Raw genomic sequence first — 26680 nt, 5'->3', positions numbered from 1 at the left:
GCTGGGGCATACTGGCCGACCGCTCAGCCCGAGGGCACAGCCGCTGCCTGTGGCCCGGGCTGTCAGGCGTAGCCTGAGCCAGGTGGCTTGAGGCGGTGGCCATGGCTGATGACGGCATTTGGGTGCCCGGGAGGCGGGCATATGGAAACAGCAAAGAAGAGTTAAAGGTGCTGCCGCAAGCTGGCGGCAGATGACAGGACTGTCAGTCCTTGCCTGGGATAGGGTAATGCTTGATCTTGAACTGATTGACAATCGTTTTCTGGCTGTGAAATGGAAGCACCATCCGGCTGATGGCTTCGTGTATCGCGGCCTGACCTTTCAGGTGGTGACCAATGCCAATATTGTCAGATCCAGGGTTACCATCAATTCATCAGGCATTATGCAGCTGCGCATCAATCCCGATACCATGTGGGGCATAATACGCTACACAGTGGATAGCTGCTATGACTGGTGCATAGAGAATCACAAAAAGATTATTTCGGCATTTGATACCGTCACCTGGCGTGCGCAGAAAAGACGTACTATGCGTACCAATGACGTAGTCTTTATCTGGGGCATGCCTTATCTGCTGGAGCTGCGCAAAAGCGAGGTCGAAAGCGAGATCAGAATTATCCGTCCCCGCCAGGTAATTGCCGGCCTGGTGCCAAAAGGACGCTCACGCTTTGGCAGCAAGGTATCTGCCCTCATTCGCAATGGTTATATAAGCAAAGAATGCCTCAATGGCATGCCTGTGCTCAACCAGGGGCGCATTATCATGCCCCGTCACTGCCTGTGGGATGACATTTCCTGCTTTGACCGCAAGGAGCCATTGCCTCCTGGTCAGCTGCGCTCATCGGTCAAAACCAATGGCCGCCCAGTGCGCCTGAGCAAAAGCGATTCAGATTTCCTCAAAACCCCCATGAGTGGTGAGAACAGGGACAGCAGCGCGGAGCGCTCCAAAGTCAATGAGTACCTGGAGCTGCCTGAACTGTGCCTGAGCGGCCCGGAGCTGGCCGTAGAGCAAAGACGCAATGCCCCGGGCCGTCCCGAGGACCTCAACAATTACTATCTTGAGCAGTTTGCTCTGCTGATGCAGCAGACTCATGAAAATCTGCTGCGCCGTGAGTACTTTGGCTCACGCATGCTCTCAGAGCCACGTCGTACTCTGATTGAGGGCATGATCAGTGAGTTTACTGACAGGATCTCAATAGCCACCATCAACAAGGACAATCTCTCGCGCACTATCTACCACGCCGAGAGCCGCGTCACTCCTCTGTACAGGCAGCTCCTTGAGGGCAGCATCGATAACAGAGGTCAGAGCTACAGCAGCGATCCTTTCATGAACTTTGACCTCAGTGAGGTGGCAGATCACGACAAGAAGTTCACTTTCAGCATCTACGACAATTTCATCTCCTCAGAGGGAGTGAATATGGAAAGTCCGGTAGCCAGAATGACAGTTGATGGTTCTCTTGAGCACCACCGTCTTCTCGAGCAGGCCTCCAATGACAGAGCTGAAGGTCGTACTTCTCCATATCTGGCTCTTATTCCTGAAAGACCGTCCTTTATCAGCATGAGCCGTGAGCAGCTGATGGCCGAGCTCAACTCTCAGCTTGAGTTCTACCGCAGCGGAGACTTTGCGGCAGCTGACGGCTCCTCACATCTCAATCTTACTGAGCAGGAACTTACTTTCTTTACCACTGATGGTCAGGAAATCGATCCAAGCCTTGCTCTGATGGGCTATCTGCCTGACATGCCGTTTACTGCCAACTGCATGTACGACATGAGTGACCGTATGGCTGTCAGCCACGCCACCCACAATTATCAGAGCACTCTGGCCGGCAATATCCTGGCCCGCAAGGTCAGCCGCAGCCCTGTTGAGTACTTTCATCGCACCCTGGTAAAGCCAGGTGTGCTGCGCATCAGCATCAAGGGTGAAATCACCCCTGATCGTGTCCAGTCCATGATCGAACAGTACATGGACCAGGAGGTATTCAAGGTGGGCGGACGCATCCTGGAGCAGCTTAAGCCTCAGTTTATTGCCACCTACATGGCAGCCTCAAGCTACTATGATCTGCTGCCTATCAACTGGATGAAAAAGCTCTATGTAAAGGCCATGTCAGCCCTTGGTCTGTGCACCAGCTCCGGCAGTCTCTCCGAGATTACCCTGAACCGCAAACTGTGCCATTACCCGGTCAACGTAATGATCTCAGTAGGCATCCATGAGCTGTGTCACCTTGCTGCCAGCAACCATGGCCCGGCTTTCAAGTACATGCTCAGTCTCTTCTGCCCGTCAGCTGACAACGTCAGTGATTCCCTCATCAGTATGGGTATTGTGGAGCTGTCGCGCAAAAAGCCATCAGCAGCCGCCAAAAAGAAAAAGGCCACAAAGTCAGGCTCCACCAAAGCAGCCTCAAAGCGCAAGGACGTCAAAGCTCCCAAATCCAGCTCCAGCAGCGCCACCAGGGGCACCGCCGCCACAAGAGGCAACGCTGCCGCTGGCAAAGGCACCGCCAGCAAAGACGCAAGCTAAAACCATAACTGAAGCATAATGCGCCACCCGTGACTGCACCAGTGCCCCAACACGGCCACAGCTGCAGCCCAATACCCCATGCGCCTGCCTGTCCAGGCATCACCGCCATTCAGGCCGCCGCCGCCTTTGAGCTGCACAGCCAGACGGCATATCCAGGCTGCATAGCCATGCCGATTGCCAGACGGCATCGCAAGGCCGATTGCCAGGATGCATCGCATGGCCGATTGCCAGGCTGCATAGTCAGGCCGATCGCCAGACTGCATCGCAAGGCCGATCGCCAGACTGCATCGCAAGGCCGATCGCCAGACTGCATCGCAAGGCTGCGACTGGCAGCGGTGCAGCTGCTTTACAAAGCGGTACTGACAGGTCGGTAAAAGCCCTTAAACAGGCGGTTTTGGGGCTGTGTTATGGCCGGTGGCTGTCGCACTTTCAATTAGCTAATCATCTGATATAATATGCCGCGAGTTGACCAGGCAATCGCTGCCGAAACGCGTGCGCTTTACGCATACGGTTTTGGGGGAGGAAAGTCCGGGCTCCATAGGACAAGGTGCCAGGTAACGCCTGGGGAGCGTGAGCTCACGACCAGTGCAACAGAGAGCAGACCGCCGATGGCCTCACAAGGGATCAGGTAAGGGTGAAAGGGTGCGGTAAGAGCGCACCGCGCTTCTAGTAATAGTAAGTGGCACGGTAAACTCCACCTGGAGCAAGATCAAATAGGCTCCCGCATAGTGTGGTCCGCACTTGGGGGCGGGTCGATTGCTTGAGCTTAAGCGCGAGCTTAAGCCTAGATGAATGATTGCCGCTTAGCAATAAGCACAGAACCCGGCTTACAGGTCAACTCACATACCCTCCATCAGCTTCCAGCTCCAGCCTTCCCGCTCATGGCCTCCTGCCTGAGCATCCATCATCCCGCTTAAAGCTTTCCCGGCCACTGAACTGCCTGTTCTTAGCTTTTTGTTACTTAGCTGCCTGTCACTGAGCTTTACAGCAATTGAGCATTGCCCTTTCTTTGCAAAGCCATCCATCTCCCGTCAGCCTGTCTGACTTCCACAAAGTTCCCCCATCACATCCCTTTAAATTCCATCTGACTAACTCAACTTACGCTCGCTCCTTTCCAGCAAGTCTACGGCTTTTTTCAGGCCCGATTATCGGGACTGAGGTCCACTTTTTCTCCGTTTTCCTGTCACAGGGCGGCAGCAGCGGCTACTGAGACAGCGACAGCCCAGGCGTCCTTGTCAGCGCCTTTGCGCTATCCTGGCTTTTGATCTCATGAGCATGGGCTCTGGCCTCAGGCGGCAGCGTTGAGCTGTTCAGGCCAGCAGGCGGCTGTATCCTGCAGTGGCCGCATTGCACATGCCCAGTCACAAGAACAGGCCCCAGGCACAAGAACAGGCCCCATGCACTGCCCCTGGCTAAGGCCCTGTCCTGGGCACAGGCCATAGCCCGGTCGTCCTGACTGATCGTAATGGGCTGGCTGTGCTGCTCTGGCGATGAGCCAGCGGGCACTGATATGGTCCGGAGCCGCCCTGCAATGATACCAGGTGCGTGGCAATACCCCTCGCGGATACATGGTTGCTGATATTTATCAGATTTTATATTTGCCTGACCATAAGGATGTCCTGTTAATCTTGTGTTATAACTGCACAGAAACATACACTGTGTTAGTATCATCTCACATAGTTTGTCCTGGCCATGGATGCCCAAAACTGCGGCTACAATCCATGGCAGCTGCCAGATGTCAGCCAGCCATTCGTATGGATTCAACTGCATGCTTCAGGCAGCAGGGTAAGGACCATCAGGGCAAATGACTGCCCGGCTGCAGGACTTCATGTCTGCATGACCTCATGTCTGCATGGTCGGCATGTCTGTCAGATCGCACCGTCACCGGCCTCCAGGGTAATATGTCAGTCTGCCAGCCTGGCAGAAATGACAAATGAGGCTTTTGGCCTGTGACAGCAAAACTGCAGAACCTGTCTGCAGATCTATTTGCAGCGACTGTCCGCAGAGCCACTGGCCAGTACCGGGGCAAATACAGCTGCTCGAGCAAATGCGACAGCTTAAGCCTGCCTGCCCGGACAGCTCCTTTCCTTCTGTCATTGTCATGGGATGGGGACGGGCACAGGACAGGTGGGTATCTGTTGCTGGAGGCCGTTATGACTGTGGTCATGAGAGGCTGACAGGTCAGTATGTCTGTGCGTCTGTCCTTTCCTTAAGTCAGGAAGCGGGAGACGCTGTTTTATTATCTTGAATTTCCTTTAGCCGGTTGCCGGACGAGGCCTTATTGTGTGGATGCAGGCGTGCATGAGCTGACTTAATGTCCGCTTGCTGCCATACAGAGCGCTGAGCGCAGGTCGCAGGGACAGGATCAGCCGGCATCAGGACCGTAATTAGCAGCACCGGGCTACAAATGCGCCCAGGTGGCAGTACTCAGAGGTTTTTATGAACATCTCAGGCAATAAGCTTGCGCGTTTGGGGCTGACATTGGGAGGCCTGCTGGTATGCAGCTCCCTGAGTGCTCAGACTATGAAAGCAGGTGAGGAACTGATTGACGGTTCGGCCTCCGGTCCTGAGCTTACCCAGGCCAGTTCAGATGTATGGTCTGGCATCAATGGTGATAACTCTCCACGTGCCCATGCCAGAGGCACAGATGAAGGCATAGACTGTTTTAACAATCCATGCTTTGGCGATCTCATCAAAATTTCCCAGGCTGACAGCCTTTTTGACCGTTTTAACCAGGTTGAGGACAGGGTTTCCGTTTTCTTCAGCTCCAACAGAGTTATTGCTCAGCAGCTGCGCACCCAGATCAACAATATCTACAATCGCTATGGCATAGCCATGGGTATTGCCGTGCTCGACAGAAGCGGCCTTGCCCTGCTGCGCAACAATCACTTTTACCCTGTAGATGGCATGGTGGCCTTTTACGTGGCCTATGCCGCTGCAGACAAAATGCAGCGCGAGAACCTGCCAGGCGACTACCGCATTACGGTAAGGAACAGCCAGTTTGTTGACCGTGCTCATTCCCCTCTGTTTAAGGCACTCAAGAAAAACAACTTCCTTGTAGACAAGCCCCTGAGTAACTCCTCTGAAGAAGATGTCGAATTAATCGACATCCACACCGGCGCCGGTGCCGACGAATGCACCGCCGTAGCCGTACAGGTCAGTGACGGCAACGGCGATGCTCCAGCCGCCGCCCAGGCCGCCGCTGCTCCAGCGGCTGCCCTGGATGGCGCTGACAGCAAGGGCAGGTTCATCAGGCACAATGATGACTGCAAGTGCCCGGACTGCTCCATTGGCAATGAGCCGGCAAAGGCTGCAAGTGCTGCTGGTCCAGCCCAGGCTGCGCCTGCAGCAAAGGGCGCTCAGGGGCCAATGAGCACGCCGTCGCATAATGACATTGTTCACAGCACCATTACTGCAGCTATCAATACTCACAGCTCAGCCTACGACAGCATTCATGCTCCTCAGTCCGTGGATATTCCGGTATCTGACCTTATCTACTATGCCCTCAATGAGGCTGACCACAATGCTGCAGCCATACTGCTCAACAGCTTTGTCGGCGGTAAGGACGGCCTGATGGCCTTTGCCAGCAGTAAGGGCGTGCCTGAGCTGGTTATTCAGGATGACCTTGCCAGGGCCAATGGCCTTGCTCTTGATGGCAAGCTTGCTGCCCCGGCCTACAGTACCGCAAGACTGATGGCTTCCTTTATCAATGACCAGAAGCTCCAGAGTGAAATCAAGCAGCTCATCACTCAGTCCATGCGCTTTACTGTCGCAGGCCAGGATGGTTTTGCTACCGGCATTAAGCACGCTGTAAGTGCCCTGAGCGGCAATACTGAAGATGACTTTGCCTCACTGCGTATCTACGTGCTCAATACCCCTGGCCCAATGATGGAGCGTTTCAACCGCCGCTCCTTCAACACCCTTGCTTATGTGGAGTTCAAGGGCGAGCCTTATGTGTTCAGCATCAATCTGTACAATCTCAAGGGCTGCTATATCCACACCAGGGAAAAGGCCATCAATGCGACCCACGAAGTCGGCCAGACTGTCTTCAGCTACATGATGGCCTCAGCAAGGGGCATCAAGGCCCCCGAGTTTGCCCCGCTGCGCGGCACCACAGGCAATCCAGGCCAGGACAGCTGCCCTGAGGTCTTCGCAAAACTGCCAGCAGCTGCAGCGGCCAATGCCGCTGACAGCGCCGCTGCTGCCGCAGCTGCCAGCGAAGGCAAGTAGCCGGTCCGGCCGCTGCCTGCAGCCGCCCATAACAAAAACGCCCGCCTCCTGAAGATCAGGGGACGGGCGTTTTGCTGTCCAGGGGCTCAATAGTGTGCTCTGGACCGGTATGATTACGGTTTGCAGGGCAGGGCCATGCGTCATGGCACCGGCAGCAGGGCAGCGGGGCCAGGGATGTGGCGGCTATTCTACGTTAGGCTTGTCTTCTGCCAGGGTGACCGGGGATACGCGCAGCTGGCCCTGACGCTCAATGGTGAGATTGAGTACGGTGCCTGGGGTGGTACTGGAGATGATGTCGATAAGCTCACGTACGTTGGAAATAGTCTTGTTGTCGACCTTGCGGATAATGTCGCCCAGCTCGATATCGGCCAGGGCAGCCGGGCCCATAGGGTCGATATAGCGTACGCGTACTCCTTTGACTGAGTTGTCTGCTACGCGGTCGTCGTTTTCATCGCTGATGCCCAGGTAACCACGGATCACGCGGCCATGGAGCATTATTTCATTCATGACGCGCACTACCAGCGAAGCCGGGATGGCAAAGCTGATGCCGTAGGTGCCGTAGCGGCTGCTGTTAAACGAGGCGGTATTGATGCCTACCAGATCGCCATTGGTATTGACCAGGGCTCCGCCTGAGTTGCCGCTGTTGATAGGGGCGTCAGTCTGAATGAGATCCTGCAGGCCCTCTCGTATGTTCATCAGCTCTCTGGTCAGAAGACCCGATCCGGTACGGGCGGTTGCCGAAATGATGCCGTGGGTTACGGTAAGACCAAGATTGTTAGGGTTGCCTATAGCCAGCACCACATCACCTACATGAGGGACATAGCCTGGGTTGATATGAGCTGTTTTGAGATTGCGGGCTCTGATTTTGAGCAGGGCAATATCGGTACGGCGATCAAAGCCCACGATAAAGGCCTGACGGAGCTTGCCGTCAGATGTCTGAGCCCAGACGGCGCTGTTTGGCTCATTAAGAGAGGTGATAACGTGGTAGTTGGTGACAATATAGCCATCAGAGCTCATGATGACGCCTGATGCTGAAGCAGTGATATGGCTGCTTTCAATGGCCATACCCGTATAGTCACTGTTAAGGCGGGAGACGTAGATGTTGACTACGCTTGGACTGGAGCGTGCTACAGCATAGGAATAGCTCTGGATTTCCTTGCTGGACGAGTAGATACGCTTGCCAAAATTTTCACCCAGCTGCGGGTAGAACTGCAAAATGACAAAGGCCGCCACCAGACCAATGGCGACAGGGAGAGCTGCCATGGTAAACCACGGTTTTTTATAGAACTTGGTTCTGTCAGGCATATGTCTTCCTGGTAGCTTGGTGAAAGGTATGCGGATCTGAGCGGTCAGCTGCAGGCAGCTGCCACAGGATAAAACTGCAGTGAGCAGGCCGGACATCGTATTCGGGCCATGCATGTTTATTTTATCAGCAAAGCCAGGGAAAAACTTTAGTACACATCGCACCCTGCTGACGAAAATTTAACCTCCGTCACGGCCTTGCCACGCCCGACAGCATGGCCGCTGCCATGCCCGGCCACATGGCTATGGCCGGTCCCTGACCAGGCCCCCATACCGGCCATGCAGCCTGGCCTGCCAGGCACAGCCGTCCGGCACGGATGGGCAGACGCGCCCGAGTGGCACAAAAAGCAAAGGGGGCCAGAGGCCCCCTTAGAGAAATATTGTTGTTTATAGAGTGATCAGAATTTGAAAGTGTCCTGATTAGTGACGGATGGTCAGGTACAGAACACTGCTGCCACGCTGAATACGTAAGGCAGTGGCGCCTGACTTGCTCTTGCTCATCTTGTTCTTGAGGTCGCTGAGATCCTTGACGTTGTCGCGGTTTACAGTGGTGATAACGTCACCCTCACGCAGACCTACGGCAAAGGCACGGGATCTTGGAGCTACAGCTGATACCAGCACACCGCCGCCGTCGTTATTGGTCAGGGTGGCGCCCTCGAGCACATCAGAGAGCTGACCTGCGTCGCTGCCGCTTAAGGTGTCCGGTTCGGTCAGGGTAGCGTTGACAGTGAGGTTCTTGCCGTCACGGAAGATACCGATCTTTGCATCAGCACCGGAACCGAGGGTAGCGATGATGGCACGTAACTCGCCAAAGGACTTGATATTCTTGCCATTTATAGAGGTGATGATGTCACCTGGCCTGATGCCGGCCTTTTCAGCGGCGCCGCCTGGGGTAACCTCATTGACGAAGGCACCGGCCTTGCCCTTGTAGCCGAAGTTTTCAGCAAGGTCAGGGGTGAGCTCAGAACCGGCTACACCAAGGGTGCCACGGCGTACTTCACCAAATTCCTTTAACTGCTTGACCACGGTCTTGACCATGTCTACAGGAATGGCAAAGCCGATACCGATGTTGCCGCCGTTAGGACCGAGAATGGCGGTGTTGATACCGACCAGCTCGCCGCGCAGGTTGACCAGAGCACCACCGGAGTTACCGGAGTTAATGGCAGCATCAGTCTGGATGAAGTTTTCAATATTCTCGATGTTAAGACCGGTACGGCCCAGGGCTGAGATAATGCCCGAGGTTACAGTCTGACCAAGGCCAAAAGGATTGCCGATAGCAACTACGAAGTCACCTACGTCCATCTGCTCGCGGCTGTTAAATGGCAGAGCGGTCAGATTGTCAAATTCCTTGAGCTTGAGCAGGGCAAGGTCGGTGTGAGGGTCAGAGCCAATCTTGGTGGCCTCATACTCACGGCCGTCAGACAGGGCGATACGAATGGAGGAAGCGTCCTCAACCACGTGGTGATTGGTTACGATATAGCCCTCTTTGGCATCAATGATTACGCCGGAACCAAGGGCGCGGAACTCACGCTGACGGTTAGGCTGATTGAGCTGAGGGAACATGAAGCGGAACTCTTCAGGAATGTTGAAGAGCATGTTGTTGGAGACTTCCTTGGTGCCCTTTACGGAAATGTTGACCACAGCAGGGATTACATTCTTGAGCATAGGAGCCAGGGTAGGCTCACCCTCGCTGTTCTGCATTGCCTGAATCAGCGGACGGGCATCAGCGGCCATGGCGCCGGATACAAAAGAAGAGGAGAAAATGGTAAGACCTGCCAGAGCGATGGCGGCGGCAGAACGCTTTAAATTCTTCATATAAGTAATCACCTTTGGTCGCTGGTGGTTTGTCCACAAATACTGAGGTTTTGAAGACTCCCGGCATCTGTCAGCCCCCGGGCTGACATTATCCCGGACCGCAGCTGCCAGGACTTCACCCCTGGTGGCTGTCAGCCCGGCTGGTCCCAAAAGACCATCCCTGTTATCCTGCCTGGTATCCATCAGCAAGGCCATGGGGGTCTGACAGGCTTTGCTGAGCTGGCCGGGACAGATAAATGCGTGGGCCGGGTATTGAAATAAGAGCTGTGGTTGGTAGCCTTTGAGAGCAAGTTCAGTCAGAAATTCAGTTTGCCCAATTGGTCCCTGGGAGTACCCTCTAAGGCTACTAATCAGAGCTCTTTATTTTTCCCTGTACCTGAAGCGACTTGTGGTGCCTCCACGGTAAATTAAAAATAACTGTCTATCTGAAATATAAGCATGTGGCGCTGTACTCAGAGGCTGCCCGGGCTTAACCTCAGCTGCAGTCTGTGATGTAGAGCACAAATTCATATTAGTGTTCCATGCTTAGAAAACACTTAGCAAAATTTCCAATCTTGCTAAAAGTGACCTAATCAAGGCGCAAACACGCATAAACAGACCATTTTCACCAGGGGCAAAATGAAAATTTCTGCCAACAAACTCTCGCCTCTACTAAAAGAAAACTCATCTAGGCACCAGCGCCATGCCCCACGCCGCCACTCTCACCAGTAAATCACCACCCCCACGCTGACGCCCACACTGACGCACGCGCTTATGCCAGGCCCCCGCCTGTGCTGACGCACGCGCCGACTCCCCAGCTCACGCACCCGGCCACCTCCCTGAGCTCACCGATTGCAGCGCCCAAAGCCTTGCCAGGACCTGGCAACTGGATCCGCCAGGAGCTGCCCCAGAGCTTGCATACAGCCTCGGCCTGGACAGGTCCCCTGGCCATGTCAGGGCAAGGTCCCGGAACACCATAACGCCAGTTGCGACGTCATATTCATAGCAGGGTCGTATCTAAGGCTACAGTTATTGGGGCATAGCAAGGCAGGCAAGAGCTGCAGCAGTCAAGAGCGGCAGCTGCTGCCGCCATGGGCGCAGGCCGTGAGGGCGTGCCAATGCAGCGGCGGCTGAGGACGATGCATGGCTGTAGTCTGTGGGCCGGGGGAATTAGTACTTTTGGGGTGGGGCTGCGCCGTATGGAGGCAGGGGATGGCTTTTGTGGTGCAGGAATAAACCGCATAGAACATGCAGTTTGCTCTATATGTGCACTAAAAAAGGGAATTGACGGGGTAAAAAACGGATATTCAGTCAAATAATCTGAAATTTGTGAGACCTGCATTTCAAGATTTGGTGCCCGGCTTGATATTTTGGCGGCCATAACTGAAAATTAGGCAGATTTTGCAGTTATCGACATATCTTCTCAGATAGCTGTCAGTCAGGCAAATCCTTTCTTTACAGGAGGGCATCCCCGTCCGGGAATGCTTCTGATTTGTAAAGGCGGGGCTTTTGCTGGCAAGGTGCAGGCTAAAGCTCAGGCTTTTGGCCGGGACGCTGTGGAACTTCTTTTATTCTTCAGAGGTACTGCTGCAAACCTGAGCTTTAGCATGCATAACCAGGCGCTGCCTGATGCAGTGTCACATGCTGCCTGAGGTGACGTTTTATTGTGTCAGCCTTTATCTGGCAATTCACAGGTTTTTAAGTTTATGAAGTTCTCAACCAAGACCTTACTTGCTGCTGCCATGTCAGTCGTGTTCGCAGCCGGAACCATTGCTTCCGTAGCCAATGGTGCTCCAATGTCCCGCAAGCCACAGGACAATCTTTTCTACGCTACCTCCACCGAGCCATTAGGCCTGGACCCAGCTCTGGTAGATGACAATGACTCTGGCAACATCAACTGCAATCTGTATGAGTCCCTGTTAAAGTTCAAGGCCGACAATACCGAGATCGAGCCAAGTCTTGCTGAGAGCTGGACTATCAGCGATGATGGTCTGACCTACACCTTCAAGCTCCGTCAGGGCGTCAAGTTCCACGACGGCACCCCATTCAATGCTGAGGCTGTAAAGTTCAACATTGTCCGTCAGATGCCAGAGAACCTGGTTCCTAAGATGTCCTATGCTCCACTGGTATTTGGTGGCGTAGATACTGTTAAGGTTATCGATGACTACACCATCGAGATCAAGTTAAAGGAAAGCTCCACTCCATTCCTGCGCAACATGGCCATGTGCTTTGCCGCTCCAATCGTTTCTCCAACAGCTCTTAAGAAGCACAACAACAATGTTATGGAGAATCCAGTTGGTACCGGTCCTTACAAGCTGGTTGCCTGGGACAAGGGTCAGCAGCTGATTCTGACCACCAACGAAGACTACTGGGGCAAGAAGCCAGCTGTTCAGAACGTTATCTACAAGATCATGAAGGAAACTTCTGCCCGTGTAGTAGCTCTGAACAATGGCGAAGTTGACATCATCAACGGTATCGATGCCAACGTTATCGATCAGATCAAGCAGGGCGGCTCCAAGGTATTTGAGGCCGAGGGTAACAACGTAAACTACATGGTTTACAACTGCCGTGACGGTTACGTTACCGCTGACCGTGAGGTTCGTAAGGCTCTGGCTCAGGCTATCAACGTTCCTGAAATGGTAAAGTCCCTGTACAAGGGTTATGCTACCCACGCTCCATCATTCTTCCCAACCTTTATGGCCGGTTATGATCCTGAGGTAAAGGCTGTAGGCTTTGATCTCGAGGCTGCAAAGAAGACTCTGGCTGCCAAGGGTGTTAAGGAAATCCGTATCCTTACCTACTCCAATGCCCGTTACTACAACACAGTAGGCGGTCAGGTTCTGGCTGAGGCTGTTCAGGCTTACTTAAGCAAGGCCGGTGTTAAGGCCACCATCGATGTTTACGACTGGTCTACTTTCAAGAGCAAGCTCTTAACTGACAAGTGGGATCTCACCTTCGTCGGCTGGATCGGTGACAACGGTGATCCAGACAACTTCATCAACATCCTGGCTGCCGAAGACCCAATCTCCAACCAGGGCTTATGGCTGAACAAGGAATTCATCGAGATCATCAAGAAGGCTACCCACGTACCTGATGGTCCAGAGCGTGTTGCCTTATACCAGAAGGCCGAGGCTATTCTTGCTGAGGACGTGGGTGTTCTGCCTATCTCCCACGCCAAGACCCTGGCTGCCTACCGTCCTGGAATCAACGGCAAGTTCACCCACCCAATCGGTCTGAACTTCTTCGACCAGGTCACCAAAGAAGTTAAGAAATAATGTAAAGCATCTTTGATGCGTAGTTAACGCAAAAAATCTTTACAAAGGCGCAAAGAAATTATTCATTTCTCCGTCGCCCGAAAGGGGCAGCCCAAAGGCTGCCCCTTTCTTATGTCCGTCGCACAGCTACCAGGAGTTTGTTTTGACAGCTGTCAATACATTAAAGACTCGCTCTCAAATCCTCATCCAACGCACTCCAGAACTCTCACCAGCGTGACCCAAAACCCGCAGCCAATGCGCTCCATCCCCACCAGGAGACGCGCTGGAGGCCAGACTGGCGACGTGATCTAAACCCACCAGGAAGCGCGCTCTAAAACCAGGGACAACACGTCCTGCCCATCCCGCACCATGGTCACCAAAACCCACCTGCAGCGCCACCACATCACAGTTAAGCCCTCCCTCCCTTACATGGCACCTGCAAGCCCATTTCTATGAGAGCCTGTCAGGCACAGCACATAGCTATGCGAAGAGCCGCAGCACGAAGTTTCAATCATCACTGCACCTTACTTCAGCCGGCCGCAATTAAGCACCTCTGAGCCAGTTTTCATAGCTGAATGCAGTCTTATCATCACCATAACACTGTGTTCAACGCAGCTGTGCACAGCTCAAATAATCAGTGCTCAGCAAAGATTGCTTCTCCTGGCGTAATCTCTGGCAACCTTACTTGCAGCATTCCGCGCGGCCGTATTGCTGTGTTATCAGCGGCCGCATTGCTGTGCTCCCCGCAGCCGCATCGCTGTGTTTTCCGCAGCTGCAGCAGGAATGTTATGAAGCCGCAAGACAGCCATGTGCTTTTAAGGACGCGTTCTAAAGCTTTTCATAAGAACTTTTCAGGAGCGGTAAATTGGCCGTGAGCAAACGGCTGTGCGCCTGATACAGCCGGTGCTGCAATGGCTTGAGCTGGGCGGCAGGGGCCGTGCAGCAGCTGCTCCGGCTGCCCGCCTTGCCAGCCTGGAGCAAATTAAGGGTAAGGGCGTGCGGCAGCGCGCGCCTGTGGTGGCTAGGGATGCGTGGTTCTGGTGGTGGGGGCGGCCAGGCGTGAGGCTGGTCGCTATGAGAGGTTTTGCGGCGGTTTGACGGGTGTCAATGCCCGGCCGTTCCTGGCAGGGCCTGGCAAAATTATTTTGGGTTTATGGTGGGGCTGATCTTCATATTTCCGGAAAAATTATGGGAATGTAACAAGCTGTATTTTCCGGGATCTGGTACTTTTGGTGATAGAAATGAGTAAATGTCTATGGGGTAATTGCCGGGGTTTTGCACCGCTGCGGAGCGCACAGATGCGGGCTGAAAGTTGATCTGCAGCCCAGAAATAGAATAAATAGCCAGGAATATTAGACATTGATAAAAACCTGGCAAGGGGCCGGTCTAAAGACCGGGTTGGTTCCTGTTATTTCTGGCAGCAGGCAGCCAGTTTAACAGGGACATGCCAGGTTGCTGTCTGAAATTTGACATCTGGGAATTGCCAGGATCTTTGTCTGATTTATTTTCACAGATCCTGTCATGATGGCCGCTGTGCCATAAAAATAACAGGTTTATTAGGAAATAATCACTTTTTAGCTGGAAGATCTTACAGAGCAAAGCCCATTTTCTTCATGTTTGGATACTGTCAAATTTGAGTTCCTGGCCGTAATAATTTAGAATGCCAGGTAAAAGTATCGTTTGCATGTAAAGCTTTTCATATTTAAAGAAAAAGCGACAGCAGCAGGCGCACAAAACAGTTTTCCTCTGGAATAAAGTACCTTTTGTATCCGGCGTGCAACCGGTTTTAGAGAAACTGTAATGACCAGGAGAGACGTTTGCAGTGGGGCAGTTCACTTTTTTATGCTCTTACGGTAAACGTACACTTCATGGCAGGACACGTGGCGGCAGTTGTGGTTTAAAATGTTTTGTAAACCATGGCGGCAGCTGCGGGAAGAGCGGCGCACTGTCCGCTGTCCAGACTGAGCTTGCCCTGCAGGGACAAGCCGGTAATGTGGTTCCAGTTAACTATCAATGTCATAACTGGCCAAGGCTCTGATGGCTGCACCTTATACAGCATGTGCATCTGCAGTGCCCTCTGGTTTTGATATTGTCCTGTTTACTGATGCTGCAGACAAAGGAAGCAGTTTTGGAGTATTTCCATAAATCAGGAGTATTTAGCTGCTGCATGCTGGCTGCCTTTATATAATATATAAGGCGGCGGGGATAACAGTCTTTGTGTGTAAGGCATTATTCAGGACTGACGCAATTATTCTGTTTGCATGGCATGACAGCCCTGCGGCATCGCGCCTGCGGCACAACGCCTGTGGCACAACGCCTGCGGCGTTCTGCCCGTGGCATCGGGCCTGCGACATGAATGTCCTGCGTGGCGGACACGCCAGTGAGCTCAGGCTTCTGGATCTCAAGTACTGAGACTGGTGGTATACGCTGACATGCGGCATATGCTGACATGCGTTACAAAACAGGCAGCGTCCTTACAACTGTATTCATATTATTCTCTGGCACCTTTTACAGACAGCCATACCTGAAAGTGGCGTATCTGAGCATCTTCACAGGTCCGGTCTTCCTCATAACAGGCGGTTGCAGCCGCCCACAGTTATATCCTCACCTGATCATCTTTTCACTTCGGTTTTCAGACTCTTAATCAAATGCGCTCTACGAACTGCTTTGTGATGCAGTTTCGTCGCTGAGGCAATGGCAGCCCACCCAAGGATTAATTGATGGCAACTCTGTCCCATATTCCTGTACTGCTCAATGAGTGTATGGATGGATTAAACATCCAGGCTGATGGCGTCTATATTGACGGCACCTTCGGCCGGGGCGGACATTCACGCAAAATCCTCAGTCTTCTGGGCCCTGAGGGCCGTCTTATCGGCCTTGACCGTGATCTCACTGCTGTTGAGGCTGGTCACGAGCTTGAGAAAGAAGACAGCCGCTTTACCATTGTCCACACTCCTTTTTCCCGGCTGGCACAGGTCTGTGAGGATCTTGATCTGGTCGGACGTGTAAACGGTATCCTGCTTGATATTGGCGTCTCTTCGCCTCAGCTTGATGATGCCTCCCGTGGTTTTTCCTTTGATCGCGACGGTCCGCTTGATATGCGTATGGACCAGAGTGCTGCCAAATCTGCCCGTACTGTAGTTGCCGAATATGAGGCCAGAGAACTGGCCCGCATCTTCAAGGTATATGGAGAGGAGCGTTTTGCCTCTCAGGTAGCAAGAGCCATTGTGCGCCGCCGCGAAAGTGAACCATTTACCACCACCCGTGACCTTGCAGCTGTGATAGCCGCATCCATTCCTGGCAAGCCAGGCCCAAAACATAAGGCCACCCGCTGCTTCCAGGCCCTGCGTATCGAGGTAAACGGAGAGCTCGATGAGCTCAATACCGCGCTTGAATCTGCTGTAAGCGTGCTTGCTCCTCAGGGACGGCTGTGTGTCATCTCCTTCCACTCCCTTGAGGATCGCATAGTAAAGAATTTCTTCAGAGAGAGCAGCCGGGGACGGCAAATCCCGTCAGTTGTTCCTCTGACCAGTGAGGAGCTGGACAGAATAAGGCGGGAAACAGCCACCCTGGATCTTGTTGGCGGAGCCATACGTGCATCAGATGATGAGCTTGAAGCCAATGTCCGTTCCCGCAGCGCTACGTTGCGTGTTGCCCAGCGTCTTGGCACCGGAGAGTAAGTATGTTCAGCTTTACTCCTAAAAATCGTAATAACGACAGCCTGGATAACAGCGAAATGTTAAGTTCGCTGGGATCAAGTGTCGACAGCGAGCAGCTCAATACTGCCTTTATGCAGCTGGCTGCTGATCCTGAAGACAGCCCCCGCCAGCCAGGATCCGGTGTGACCAGCCTCCCTGCGTCCCTTACCGGTCCGGCGCTCAATATCAGTTCCTTTGCCCCGTCAGGCGACACCCATCTGGCTAATCCAGCCGCTGCTGCTGCCGCTGCAGGCGCCATGCTGGCCGAGCGCCCGGGGTCCATGGCTGCCATGGCCGCCATGTACTCACCTGAGGTCATGGTCGCTCTGAGCGCCAACGCTGACGAGGCCCGCCGCGCGCTCATGGGCATGAATACCATGTCCGACCTGGACATCAGTCCATCCGGGCTCATGGGCACCATGCCTGGCATGGACGCCATAGGCCTGAACGAGCCACCATCACTGATTGCCCCACAGCGCTCAGCTCAGGCTCTGAGTTTTAACGAGGCTGATGCCGACTCTCTGCCAGGCGCAGCCGTGATGAAAGAGGCTGACAGCGCTCTTGCCGATCCTGTTGATGATGACGATGACCTTCTGACTGGTGCCGACTCTGATTATAAAAAGGGCAGCAGCTCCGATCCTGATGGCGGTTTCTCCCTTGAGGTTGAGCACCTTAAGGCCGGTGACGGCACCGGTCCTGAGCGTGTCATTCTTGATGAGGAAAGTGCCCGCCTTGAGGCCATGTCACAAAAGCGCACCAGCGCCCAGGTAAATGACATTATTGCCCTGAAAGAAGAGAAGAAGTCCCTTGGTTCACTGAGCCTGGTGCGTCAGAACCTCAATCTCATTGATGTCAGAAAGGATGAGGACAATATCCTTGCTGATGAGGATGAGGAGCTGGGCAAGATTGAAGCTGAGGACTTTATTACCGGCAATGTGACCGTACTGTCACACAATCTCATGACCGGTACTGACAATGCAGCCGTGGTCTCAGGTGCCGTCATGGACGAAGATCCTGACAGCGAGAACAGGGATGGCAAGTCTGTTACCAGCGTGGAGCTGACCTCAGGCTTCCAGCGCTTCAGCAGCACCCTGAGCGTGGGCCACAAGGTCAGGAAGAGCAAGGACGATCGTCTCCTGCCGGTACTGCTGCGCGACTTTGGTGTGAACTGGCTGACCTACGGCCTTGCCATTACAGTATGTGTACTGTGTCTGCTCAAGGTCTATCAGGTTCAGGACACCCGCTACCTGACCGCCAAGCTCAACGAGGTCTCGCTTTCCAATGCTGACCTTGAAAAGCAGTGGCTCAATCTGGTGGCCTCCCGTCAGAACCTTTCAGAGCACTCCAAGATTCGCACCTTTGCCAGCGACACCCTCAAGATGGTGTCCCCAAAGACCGAAAACGAGCAGGTAATCTCCCTGCACAAATAAGCACAGGCCGCCTCCGGGCGGCCCTGTTCATTCTGCCACTCCAAAAAAGCCACCACCCACACCCAAAACGGCCACCCTGCTCCAGCTCAGCCCGGTCACAAGCCCCGCGCCACCCGGCCAGTCTATGCAATGCCCCGCCTCTGCCAGCAAGGGGCTCCTGACTACCACCAGACACTGACATCCGGCAGGTCGGCCCTGCCTCCAGGGCAGCTTCACCATGCCGCACAATCCCGGCATCATCGGACCAGCCATGTGCACCCATGAGGTGCAGTCTTGCTGCCTGCACCTGACGGTGCAGGCCTGATCCTTCAAGCCGGTCAGCGCGCTATGGCATCTGCACAGCTCATCCAGACCTGACCACGAACCAGTTTGAATCTCAATCTCAACTTCAAGCCTGGTATCAGGCTCCAATCAATAATCATGGACGCATGCTCTCTGACTTCTGTTCAGTGCGCAGTCAAAATGCCCGGCAGCAAAAATGCCCATTACCAGCAGGATAACCTGTGCGTTATGGAAAGTAACAAGGTAACAACAGGACAGATGCTGTGACAGGGGCTTTTATGCTGTCTGCTGCATGAGTAACAGGGGCAAGGTCGGCGCAGGGGCAGGGGCATAGCGCATAACATGCGGCCTGTTTTCTGGACAGAGCCCGGCCGTACAGGACATACGTCGCATAGCTGTTGTCCCGTGAGGTTTTGCGCAGCGTGGTGTCGGCTGGTGCCTGTTGCATGCCAGCTGGCAGGGCGGCTTGCATTGCTGCTGCCAGGTGCTTGCCGCCAGGAGACAGTAAGCAGCGCATGGCCCCCAGGTGCGAGAGAGCTTTTTATCCTGAGGCTGAGCCGGGTTGATTGGCTATTACAAGCGCTGCACACTCGTGCTGTCACCTCATGGCCAGGCCGCTGCGGCCGTGTGCGTCAATCCTGCCGTGCGGGGCACGGGCAGCTGGTGGCTGAGGCCTGGTGGTGGCCTGGTTGCGGGGCATCATGTGGGTGTGGGGCGTGGGGCTTGAGTCTTAAGAAAATTGAGCATCTCAAAGGGGGCGTCAGTGGGATTTTTTTGAGCACCGGCCCCATATATCTTATAATTGATAGTTCTGTCCTCGGATGCCTTTGCGAGCATCGGAAGTGCAAAAATAATCTGTGGCCCTGGCTTACGGGGCAATGGTATGGGTGTGCATGTCTCTTCTTTCCCAGTTGCTCAAATTTAAGGATAAAGGCAGTCGTAAAGGAGTGCACCGCTCGGTTATGAGCGGGGACAGCTCCGATCGTCAGACTGCGCTCAACGCTGCCTCAGGGAGTATGGATGGCAGTTCGGACGTTTATGTATTAAGCCGCTTCCGTCTGACCATTGTCTGGGCGGTGGTGCTTCTTTCCGTAGTCTTCCTGGTTTCCCGTCTGCTGTGGATTCAGGTCCTCCATCCTGAACGCCTTATCAAGGAAGGCAACAGCCGCATTATCCGCAATTACAAATACGAGCCAGCCCGAGGTCTTATCACCGACCGCAATGGCAAGATTCTGGCTCTTTCAGTCCCGGTCAAAAGTGTCTATGCCGACGCCTACGAGCTCAATGAAAAGAAGATCACCCATGATCCTGATCTGCTGCGCAAGATAGCCTCAATTCTGGAAATCACTCCTCAGGAACTCTTTGAGCGTGTTCAGGACCCCAAGCGCCGTCATGTGCGCCTCAAGCAGTATCTGGCCCTCAACAAGGCCCAGGAGCTCGAAAAGCTCAAGCTGCCCGGCTTTTTAATTCAGGACAACTATCAGCGTTACTATCCAACTGGTGCTGTTAATGCCCAGGTGGTAGGTATCTTAAACGGTGATGGTGAGGGCGTATACGGTGTAGAGAAGAGCTTCAATCAGTTCCTGTCAGCCGAGGCCTCCTCACGTATTGCCAAGAAAGATCTCAGCGGCCATATCATTGAAGATATAGGCGTGGTGGAAAAGGGCAAACCAGGCGGCAATCTGGTGCTGAGCATAGATGACCGTTTGCAGGCCTTTGCCTATGGTGCCTTGCAGGATACGGTCAACCGCCACCAGGCCGAATCAGCCTCAGCCGTCATGCTCGACGTCAAGACAGGAGAAGTGCTGGCCATGGTCAACTATCCAAGCTTTGACCCTAATGACCGCACTTTCTTTGATTCCAACTATGCCCGTAACCGTACCATTACCGACGTATTTGAACCTGGTTCCACCATCAAGCCAATTGTGGCTCTGGCAGGTCTTGAGTCCCGTCAGGTAAAGTGGACTGAGGTCTTCAACCTGCGCCCTTACATTGTCAACGGCAAGATGATCCGTGACAGCAAGCCACAGGAAACAGCCACTCTGGCAGGTATTCTCAAATACTCATCCAATACCGGTATGGCTCAGATTTCCCAGCGTATTGGTCCGACCATGGTGCTGCAGATGTTTGAGCGCTTTGGCCTTGGTTCGAGCACCAACTCAGGCCTTGCAGGTGAGGTCAACGGCAATATCAACAGCTCACGTACCTTCTGGTCGGAAATTGACAAGGCCACCCTGGGCTTTGGTTACGGTCTTACTGTTACCTCGCTGCAGATGGCATCGGCCTATGCCACCCTGGCCAATTACGGTGCCCGCATGCCTGTGTCCATACTGCGCACTGTTGAAAAGCCTCAGTATGCTCAGGTGGCCAATGTTAATGAAATCCGCCGCATGCATACTGTCCTTGAGATGGTGGTATCGGAAGGTTCAGGTGGCAAGGCGGCCATTGACCGTTACCGCATTGCCGGTAAGACCGGTACTGCCCGTATTGCCCGCAACGGTGGCTACGTTGATGATTACGTATCCTCCTTCGTAGGCTTTGCCCCTATCTCCAATCCGCGCTTTGTGCTGGTAGTGGTAGTGTTCTCCCCTCAGGTAGGCAGCTACTACGGTGGTGCCGTATCGGCCCCTCCATTTAACGATGTAATGACCCGCGCCCTGCAGCTGTACAACATCCCGCCAGACAAGGCAAAGTAACCAGGATCCACGCTGCCGCAGCCCACATGGCCTGCAGCTAATGGAGCTGCAGGCCATGTGGCAGCCCGCCCAGGGCGCCAGGCCGCCATACGCGCAGCGTGCCTGGTGCCAGACGGCCGGGGCAGGCACAGCGCTCAATTTTTCTCATGGCACTAAAGCCGGGGAAAAAGGGGGTAAAATTAGCATTTCCTGACCGGCAGCCATGTAACTGGTCATTAATTCTTATAAATATCTGCAGATTCAGGCAGTGTCCTGAAGCAAATACTCCACAAGGCGCAGCAGCACGTACCTAGCACCGCGCGGGCGCCTGCAGCCCGGGCGCCTGCCGCCACCGCAGCCAGGGTACACTGGCAGGGCCTCCCCGGCAGGGCGTCCCATGGCGCACCTCAGGTGCGTACGGGCGGCCCTGGCGTGACCTGGGGATGGGGACGGACTGAGCCCTTGAGAGCCCTTGAGAGCCCTTAAGAGCCCTTGTGGGGCTTTGTGAGCCGGGGTGAGCCGGGGTGTATTTGCTTCAGGATTCTGTAAAGGTTTGAGTTTGAGTTTTGTTCTGCCCCCGTACTTGCTTTGCAGCAAAGGCAGTGGGCAGCGAGGTTTGAAGATGAAATTTGATGGTACCCTGGTAAGCGTATGCGACTATCTGGAAATCACTTCGGCTTTCAAAGGAAAGATCGGCGAGCTTTTGAGCAAGCTGAAAGTTACCGGTATTGAAAGTGATTCCCGCCGTGTCACAAAGGGCACAATCTACTACGCCAGAAAGGGTGCTCACTTCAATCCTTTTGAGCACCTTGAGGAGATCAAGGCCAAAGGTGCCATTGCCATTCTCATCGATGCCCCTGAGGACAAGACAGGTGAGGGCTGGCAAAGTGTGCTCAACTACTCACAGAGCGGCGACAAGATTAAGGAAGCCTCCACTCCGGCTCCTGCTCCAGCCAAAACAGATAATGCTGCCAAAGCCGAAGAAGAGGGCGAGGAGAAGAACGATCCTGAGCGCAATAAGCGCACCGGCAAGGATGTGCTCAGCTCCCTGGTAAAGGATCCGGAGCTTGCGGTCAGACAGTATCAGGCCTCAGGTGAGACTCCTGAAGCTGCTGCCATCAGTGATGCCCGCATGCTGCGTCTGGTTCTGCCTACCACCAGAAACCTCAGTGCCCTGGCAGGATTCATTTACGACAACCCATCCGAGAAGCTGCGCCTTATTGGTGTTACCGGCACCAATGGCAAGAGCACCATTACCTCTCTGATTGCTCAGATGCTCACCAGCTGCGGCCAGAAGTGCGCCGTATTCGGCACCCTGGGCTATGGCTTCCTCGATGATCTCCAGCCAGCTGCCAACACTACACTCGATGCCATTTCCATGCAGCGTGAGCTGGCCAATTACGTAGAGAAAGGCGCCAAATATGCCGTGATGGAGGTTTCCTCCATAGGTTTCTGTGAGGGCCGTGTATCCGGTCTGTCTTTTTATGCCGGTGCCTTCAGCAATTTAAGCCGTGATCACCTCGATTACCACAAGACCATGGAAGATTACTTTGAGGCCAAGCTCAACTTCCTGCGCATGATTCCGGTCAAGCACCTGGTCATTAATGAAGAAGGTGAATACGGAGCCCAGCTGGTCGAGCAGTTCCCTGAGGCCTGCCGTGTCTCATTTAAGAGTGCCGCTCCGGCCCGTCCATTTGGCGCCCAGATCAATGTGCGCGATATGAGATTTGCTCCGGCTCAGTCCATGCTCTCCATCAATATCACTGCCCGCAAGAATGCCAGTGCCCGTCTCAATCTGCTCGGCCGTTTCAATGTTCAGAACTATGCCGTAGCTCTGGGCGTACTGGTCAAGATGGGTTATGACTTCAAGCACCTGATGCGTCATGCCTCCGAGCTCAAGCCGGTAACCGGCCGTATGGAGTGCTTCACTGCCGAAGGCAAGCCACGCATGATTGTCGACTATGCTCACACCCCTGATGGTGTAGAGCAGGCTCTGCGTGCTGCTGCCTGTCACACTCAGGGTTCAGGCCGCATTTTCGCCATTATCGGCTGCGGTGGAGACCGTGATACCGGCAAGCGTCCGCTCATGGCTCTCAAGAGCTCAGTGTATGCTGATTACGCAATCTTTACTGCCGACAATCCACGCTCTGAGAATCTCGATTACATCATTGATGACATGCTGCTCGGAGTCGATTCCAATATCGACGCAGCCTCTGCCCGTGCCACCGATGCCGCCCTTGAGCAGATTATGCTGATCTGCCCTGGCCACCCTGAGGTGGTAAAGGCTGCCCTCAAGGAAGTACACACCATATGCCAGTCCTCTGGTGATGAGGAGATGAATCAGGTATTTGAGCTCTTTAATACTCAGATGCTTGCCCACCTCAAGGACCCTGAGTCAGCCGTACTGCCTGTAGTCATGGCCGAAGAGCATACAGGCGAGCTCTTCTGGGACTATGCTGCACGTATTACCTCACTGCTGGTAGAGAGCTGTGCTAAAGACATTGGCTTTGATGAGTATGAGCGTCTGCGTATTGCCAGAGACGACAGCATTGTTAACTCTGCAGCAAAGGGCAAGTACTACGCCGAGCACCAGAGTGTGCTGGGCATGCCATTGTCATTAAACGTCACCGCCACCGGCGGCCGCAATGTCCTGGTGGTCAAGGACCGCTACCAGGCCATTCGCTTTGCCTATGAGCACGCCGGCGTTCACGACTGCGTAGTAGTTGCAGGCAAGGGCCACGAGGACTACCAGATCTTCGCTGACCGCACTATACACTTCTCCGACCGTGAGGTCTGCTGCGAGCTGCTGGGCATCAACATGGATGGCACCCCGGTAGACGACCACGCCAAAACCTCCAGGGGCAAGTCCTCAAAGAAGACCACCGCTGCAGCCGCAAAGAAGACAACCGCAGCCAAGGCAACTGCATCCGCAAAGAAGACAGCTGCTGAGGCTAAGACTACTGCAGCAAAGAAGGCCACTTCAGCCAAGGCAACCAGTGCTGCAGCAAAGAAGGCCACTTCAGCCAGGGCAACCAGTGCTGCAGCAAAGAAGGCCACTTCAGCCAAGGCAACCAGTGCTGCAGCAAAGAAGGCCACTTCAGCCAGGGCAACCAGTGCTGCAGCAAAGAAGGCCACTTCAGCCAAGGCAACCAGTGCTGCCGCAAAGAAGACTTCCACTGCAAAGACAACTGCAGCCGCTAAGAAGACAGCCACTGCAAAGACTACTGCATCAGCTAAGACCACAGCCGCAAAGAAGACTGCCACTGCAGCCAAGGCAACTGCAGCTGTTAAGAAGACAACCGCAGCCAAGGCATCTACAGCCGCTAAGAAGACAGCGGCTGAGGCTAAGACCACTGCCGCCGCAAAGAAGACAACCGCAGCTAAGGCCGCCGCAGCTAAGGCAGCCGCAGCTAAGGCAACCAGTGTTGCTACAAAGAAGAGTGCTGCAGCAAAGAAGCCTGCAGCTGCCCGCAAGACCACCACAGCAGGTAAGGGAGACAAGAAATGATTCCTTTTTCCTTAAATGAGCTGGCTGCAGCTGCTGGCGGCAGGGTGGTGTGTGGCAGTCAGTGCTCTGTTGATCCTGATGCGGCCGTAATTGCTCAGGTTTCTACTGACTCACGCAAGGTGGACGCTCACACTCTCTTTATCCCGCTTAAGGGTGAGCGTTTTGACGGTCATGACTTTATTGGCGGAGCTCTGGAGAAGGGAGCCTGCGCCATTGCCTCATCACGCAGCCTCGAGGAGCTTAAGGCCGCTGTAGGTACGGCCCTTGAGAAGTGTGCCGTGATTTTGTGTGAAGATACTCTGCGCCTGATGGGCCTGTCAGGTCAGCTGGTGCGCCGTCGCTGCCATGCTGTTACCGGTGCTATTACCGGCTCCTGCGGTAAGACCACAGTAAAGGAAATGACCGCCTCCATCATGGCTCAGCGCGGTAAGACTCTCTTTACTGAGGGCAATTTCAATAATGACGTGGGTGTGCCTCTGACTCTGCTGCGTCTTGATGACAGCTACGACTATGCTGTAATCGAGCAGGGTGCCAGCCACCTGTGCGACATTGCCCGTACTGCCGAATTTGTTGAGGCTGACTATGCCCTGATTACCAATGCCGGTGATGCCCATATTGAGGGCTTTGGTTCGGCTGAGGGTGTATTCAGAGGCAAAAGCGAGATTCTCGACAGGCTCTACAGCATTCATGATCCTGAGGGCGATGCTGGTGTTGGTGTCGGCGACGGCGCAGGCTGTGCTGCGGGCAGTGCCTGCGGCTGCGGCAGCAATGCCGACGGTGGGCGCGTTAAGGGCATAGGCATTGTGCCTCATGACAGCAAGTGGATTGAAAACTGGAAGACCCGCTATGCTCAGGCCTTTGACTGCGGCCGCCTGCTGACCTTTGGTGAGCATGAAGATGCCACCATGAGAGTGACTGATATTGTCTGCAAAACTGTAACTGAGGGCGGCTGTGAGCACAGTGAGCTGTGCTTCCATCTGCACTGCTCAGACCAGCGCTTTGCCTATGACGGCGACCTGTCCATTAAGGCTCTGGGCCGTCACAATGCCATCAATGCTGCCGGTGCCGCCCTGCTGGCTCTGGTCATGGGGGCCCGTGCTGAGGATATTGCCCCTGGCATTGCTGCCTCAGAAAATATAGGTGGCCGTCTGACCCCGATTTTCTACGATGGTGGTCTGACCCTGATTGATGATGCCTATAACGCCAGTTTCAATGCTGTAATTGCCGCCGTGGATACCCTCAATGCGTTCAAGGGCCGTCGCATTATGATTTTTGGTGACATGGGTGAGCTGGGCTCTGCCGCCACTGAACTGCATACACGCGTAGGCGCTCATGCAAAGGGCCGTATTGACAACATGTTGTGCGTAGGCCCGCTGACAAATCATACTGTTGAGGCCATGGGCGAGGGCGCCTGTCACTTTGACAGCCACGAGCAGCTCTTTGAAAAGCTGGCTGGCATGATGGCTCAGGCCCGCAGTGCCGGACAGAGTGTTACCTGCCTGGTAAAGGGCTCCCATGCCATGCACATGGACAAGGTAACTGCCTTCATCAAAGAATATGCAGCCGCCAACGGCTATCACCTCAAGGGTGAATCCTGATTTTTAATCTGACTTGCTTCCGGCTCATCTGCCGCAGCAGTGTGCCTGCACAGTGGTGACAGGCAGCTGCGTGGCAGGTGAGCTGGATTTTTTGCATCATGGCCCCAGTGGACATGCGCGTAGGCGCTGGCCACATGGCCCGCCGGGCGGGCCTGGCCCATGGCGGGCCTGGCAAGCCAGGCACTGGCTGCCAGGAACTGGCAGGGCAGGGCTGTGAGCCTGCGATTGATAAAAGACCAGGTGCGGGCGCTGCCGGCCGGGAAAATGCTATGCATGCAGGGCCGCAGCTGTGAGCGTGCTCCTGCAGATTGAAGAATTTAATGTTGTAAAGTTTTGTTGAATCTTGAGTCCGGTGGCAGTTGCAGCTGAGCCGGGCTGGCTGCGGCCTCTGGGCCGGGGC

11 protein-coding genes and 1 other RNA gene are annotated in these 26680 nt (G+C 54.3%); 9 read left to right on the top strand and 3 right to left on the bottom strand.

Features of this window, described 5'->3' with window-relative positions; translation table 11 throughout:
• Nucleotides 1-226 precede the first annotated feature (226 nt).
• From MXE41_RS05495 to MXE41_RS05485, 3 genes are all read left to right on the top strand, one after another.
• A complete protein-coding gene (locus MXE41_RS05495; protein ID WP_247099648.1) occupies nt 227-2509 on the top strand; it encodes a M48 family metallopeptidase in 2283 nt (760 codons plus the stop codon).
• A 461-nt stretch (nt 2510-2970) separates the two neighbouring features.
• Nucleotides 2971-3355, top strand: an RNA gene (gene rnpB / locus MXE41_RS05490) — RNase P RNA component class A.
• Between the two features lie 1677 nt (nt 3356-5032).
• Nucleotides 5033-6739, top strand: a complete 1707-nt coding sequence (locus tag MXE41_RS05485; protein WP_247099647.1) for a serine hydrolase — start codon at nt 5033-5035, stop codon at nt 6737-6739.
• Nucleotides 6740-6922: 183 nt separating this feature from the next.
• Here MXE41_RS05485 and MXE41_RS05480 read toward each other — a convergent pair whose 3' ends face one another.
• Nucleotides 6923-8044, bottom strand: a complete 1122-nt coding sequence (locus MXE41_RS05480; protein ID WP_247099646.1) for a trypsin-like peptidase domain-containing protein — start codon at nt 8042-8044, stop codon at nt 6923-6925.
• 417 nt (nt 8045-8461) lie between these two features.
• Nucleotides 8462-9856: a DegQ family serine endoprotease gene (locus MXE41_RS05475; protein ID WP_247099645.1), complete on the bottom strand. Its 1395-nt coding sequence runs from the start codon at nt 9854-9856 to the stop codon at nt 8462-8464.
• A gap of 1685 nt (nt 9857-11541) precedes the next feature.
• On the opposite strand from MXE41_RS05475, the gene MXE41_RS05470 reads away from it, so the two are divergent.
• A complete protein-coding gene (locus MXE41_RS05470; protein ID WP_247099644.1) occupies nt 11542-13110 on the top strand; it encodes an ABC transporter substrate-binding protein in 1569 nt (522 codons plus the stop codon).
• A 1876-nt stretch (nt 13111-14986) separates the two neighbouring features.
• Here MXE41_RS05470 and MXE41_RS13070 read toward each other — a convergent pair.
• Nucleotides 14987-15109 (bottom strand): hypothetical protein, encoded by a 123-nt coding sequence (locus MXE41_RS13070; protein ID WP_281503548.1) that lies wholly within the window; start codon nt 15107-15109, stop codon nt 14987-14989.
• Between the two features lie 700 nt (nt 15110-15809).
• Here MXE41_RS13070 and rsmH point away from each other — a divergent pair.
• The 5 genes from rsmH to murF all read left to right on the top strand — a co-directional run bounded on the left by rsmH (nt 15810) and on the right by murF (nt 26280).
• Complete coding sequence (gene rsmH / locus MXE41_RS05465) at nt 15810-16769, top strand: 16S rRNA (cytosine(1402)-N(4))-methyltransferase RsmH (RefSeq protein ID WP_247099643.1); 960 nt, start codon at nt 15810-15812, stop codon at nt 16767-16769.
• A gap of 2 nt (nt 16770-16771) precedes the next feature.
• Nucleotides 16772-18217, top strand: a complete 1446-nt coding sequence (locus MXE41_RS05460) for a cell division protein FtsL (protein ID WP_247099641.1) — start codon at nt 16772-16774, stop codon at nt 18215-18217.
• 1175 nt (nt 18218-19392) lie between these two features.
• Complete coding sequence (locus MXE41_RS05455) at nt 19393-21195, top strand: penicillin-binding transpeptidase domain-containing protein (protein ID WP_246978209.1); 1803 nt, start codon at nt 19393-19395, stop codon at nt 21193-21195.
• Between the two features lie 601 nt (nt 21196-21796).
• Nucleotides 21797-24682, top strand: a complete 2886-nt coding sequence (locus MXE41_RS05450; RefSeq protein WP_247099639.1) for a UDP-N-acetylmuramoyl-L-alanyl-D-glutamate--2,6-diaminopimelate ligase — start codon at nt 21797-21799, stop codon at nt 24680-24682.
• Entirely contained in the window at nt 24679-26280 is a 1602-nt protein-coding gene (gene murF, locus MXE41_RS05445) for a UDP-N-acetylmuramoyl-tripeptide--D-alanyl-D-alanine ligase (RefSeq protein ID WP_247099638.1), read from the top strand. The genes MXE41_RS05450 and murF overlap by 4 nt, the downstream gene beginning before the upstream one ends.
• Nucleotides 26281-26680 lie beyond the last annotated feature (400 nt).

Source organism: Anaerobiospirillum sp. NML120449 (assembly GCF_023051105.1).
GTDB lineage: Bacteria > Pseudomonadota > Gammaproteobacteria > Enterobacterales > Succinivibrionaceae > Anaerobiospirillum.
The sequence above is the reverse complement of the archived record's forward strand: the minus strand, read 5'-3'. Positions and strand labels throughout refer to the sequence as shown.

What these genes read in the sequence shown, in the direction of transcription:
- MXE41_RS13070 (WP_281503548.1), bottom strand. Translation starts at nt 15,109, where the DNA reads ATGACATTGATAGTTAACTGGAACCACATTACCGGCTTGTCCCTGCAG.
- MXE41_RS05495 (WP_247099648.1), top strand. Translation starts at nt 227, where the DNA reads ATGCTTGATCTTGAACTGATTGACAATCGTTTTCTGGCTGTGAAATGG.
- MXE41_RS05460 (WP_247099641.1), top strand. Translation starts at nt 16,772, where the DNA reads ATGTTCAGCTTTACTCCTAAAAATCGTAATAACGACAGCCTGGATAAC.
- MXE41_RS05475 (WP_247099645.1), bottom strand. Translation starts at nt 9,856, where the DNA reads ATGAAGAATTTAAAGCGTTCTGCCGCCGCCATCGCTCTGGCAGGTCTT.
- MXE41_RS05485 (WP_247099647.1), top strand. Translation starts at nt 5,033, where the DNA reads ATGAAAGCAGGTGAGGAACTGATTGACGGTTCGGCCTCCGGTCCTGAG.
- MXE41_RS05455 (WP_246978209.1), top strand. Translation starts at nt 19,393, where the DNA reads ATGTCTCTTCTTTCCCAGTTGCTCAAATTTAAGGATAAAGGCAGTCGT.
- MXE41_RS05470 (WP_247099644.1), top strand. Translation starts at nt 11,542, where the DNA reads ATGAAGTTCTCAACCAAGACCTTACTTGCTGCTGCCATGTCAGTCGTG.
- rsmH (WP_247099643.1), top strand. Translation starts at nt 15,810, where the DNA reads ATGGCAACTCTGTCCCATATTCCTGTACTGCTCAATGAGTGTATGGAT.
- murF (WP_247099638.1), top strand. Translation starts at nt 24,679, where the DNA reads ATGATTCCTTTTTCCTTAAATGAGCTGGCTGCAGCTGCTGGCGGCAGG.
- MXE41_RS05450 (WP_247099639.1), top strand. Translation starts at nt 21,797, where the DNA reads ATGAAATTTGATGGTACCCTGGTAAGCGTATGCGACTATCTGGAAATC.
- MXE41_RS05480 (WP_247099646.1), bottom strand. Translation starts at nt 8,044, where the DNA reads ATGCCTGACAGAACCAAGTTCTATAAAAAACCGTGGTTTACCATGGCA.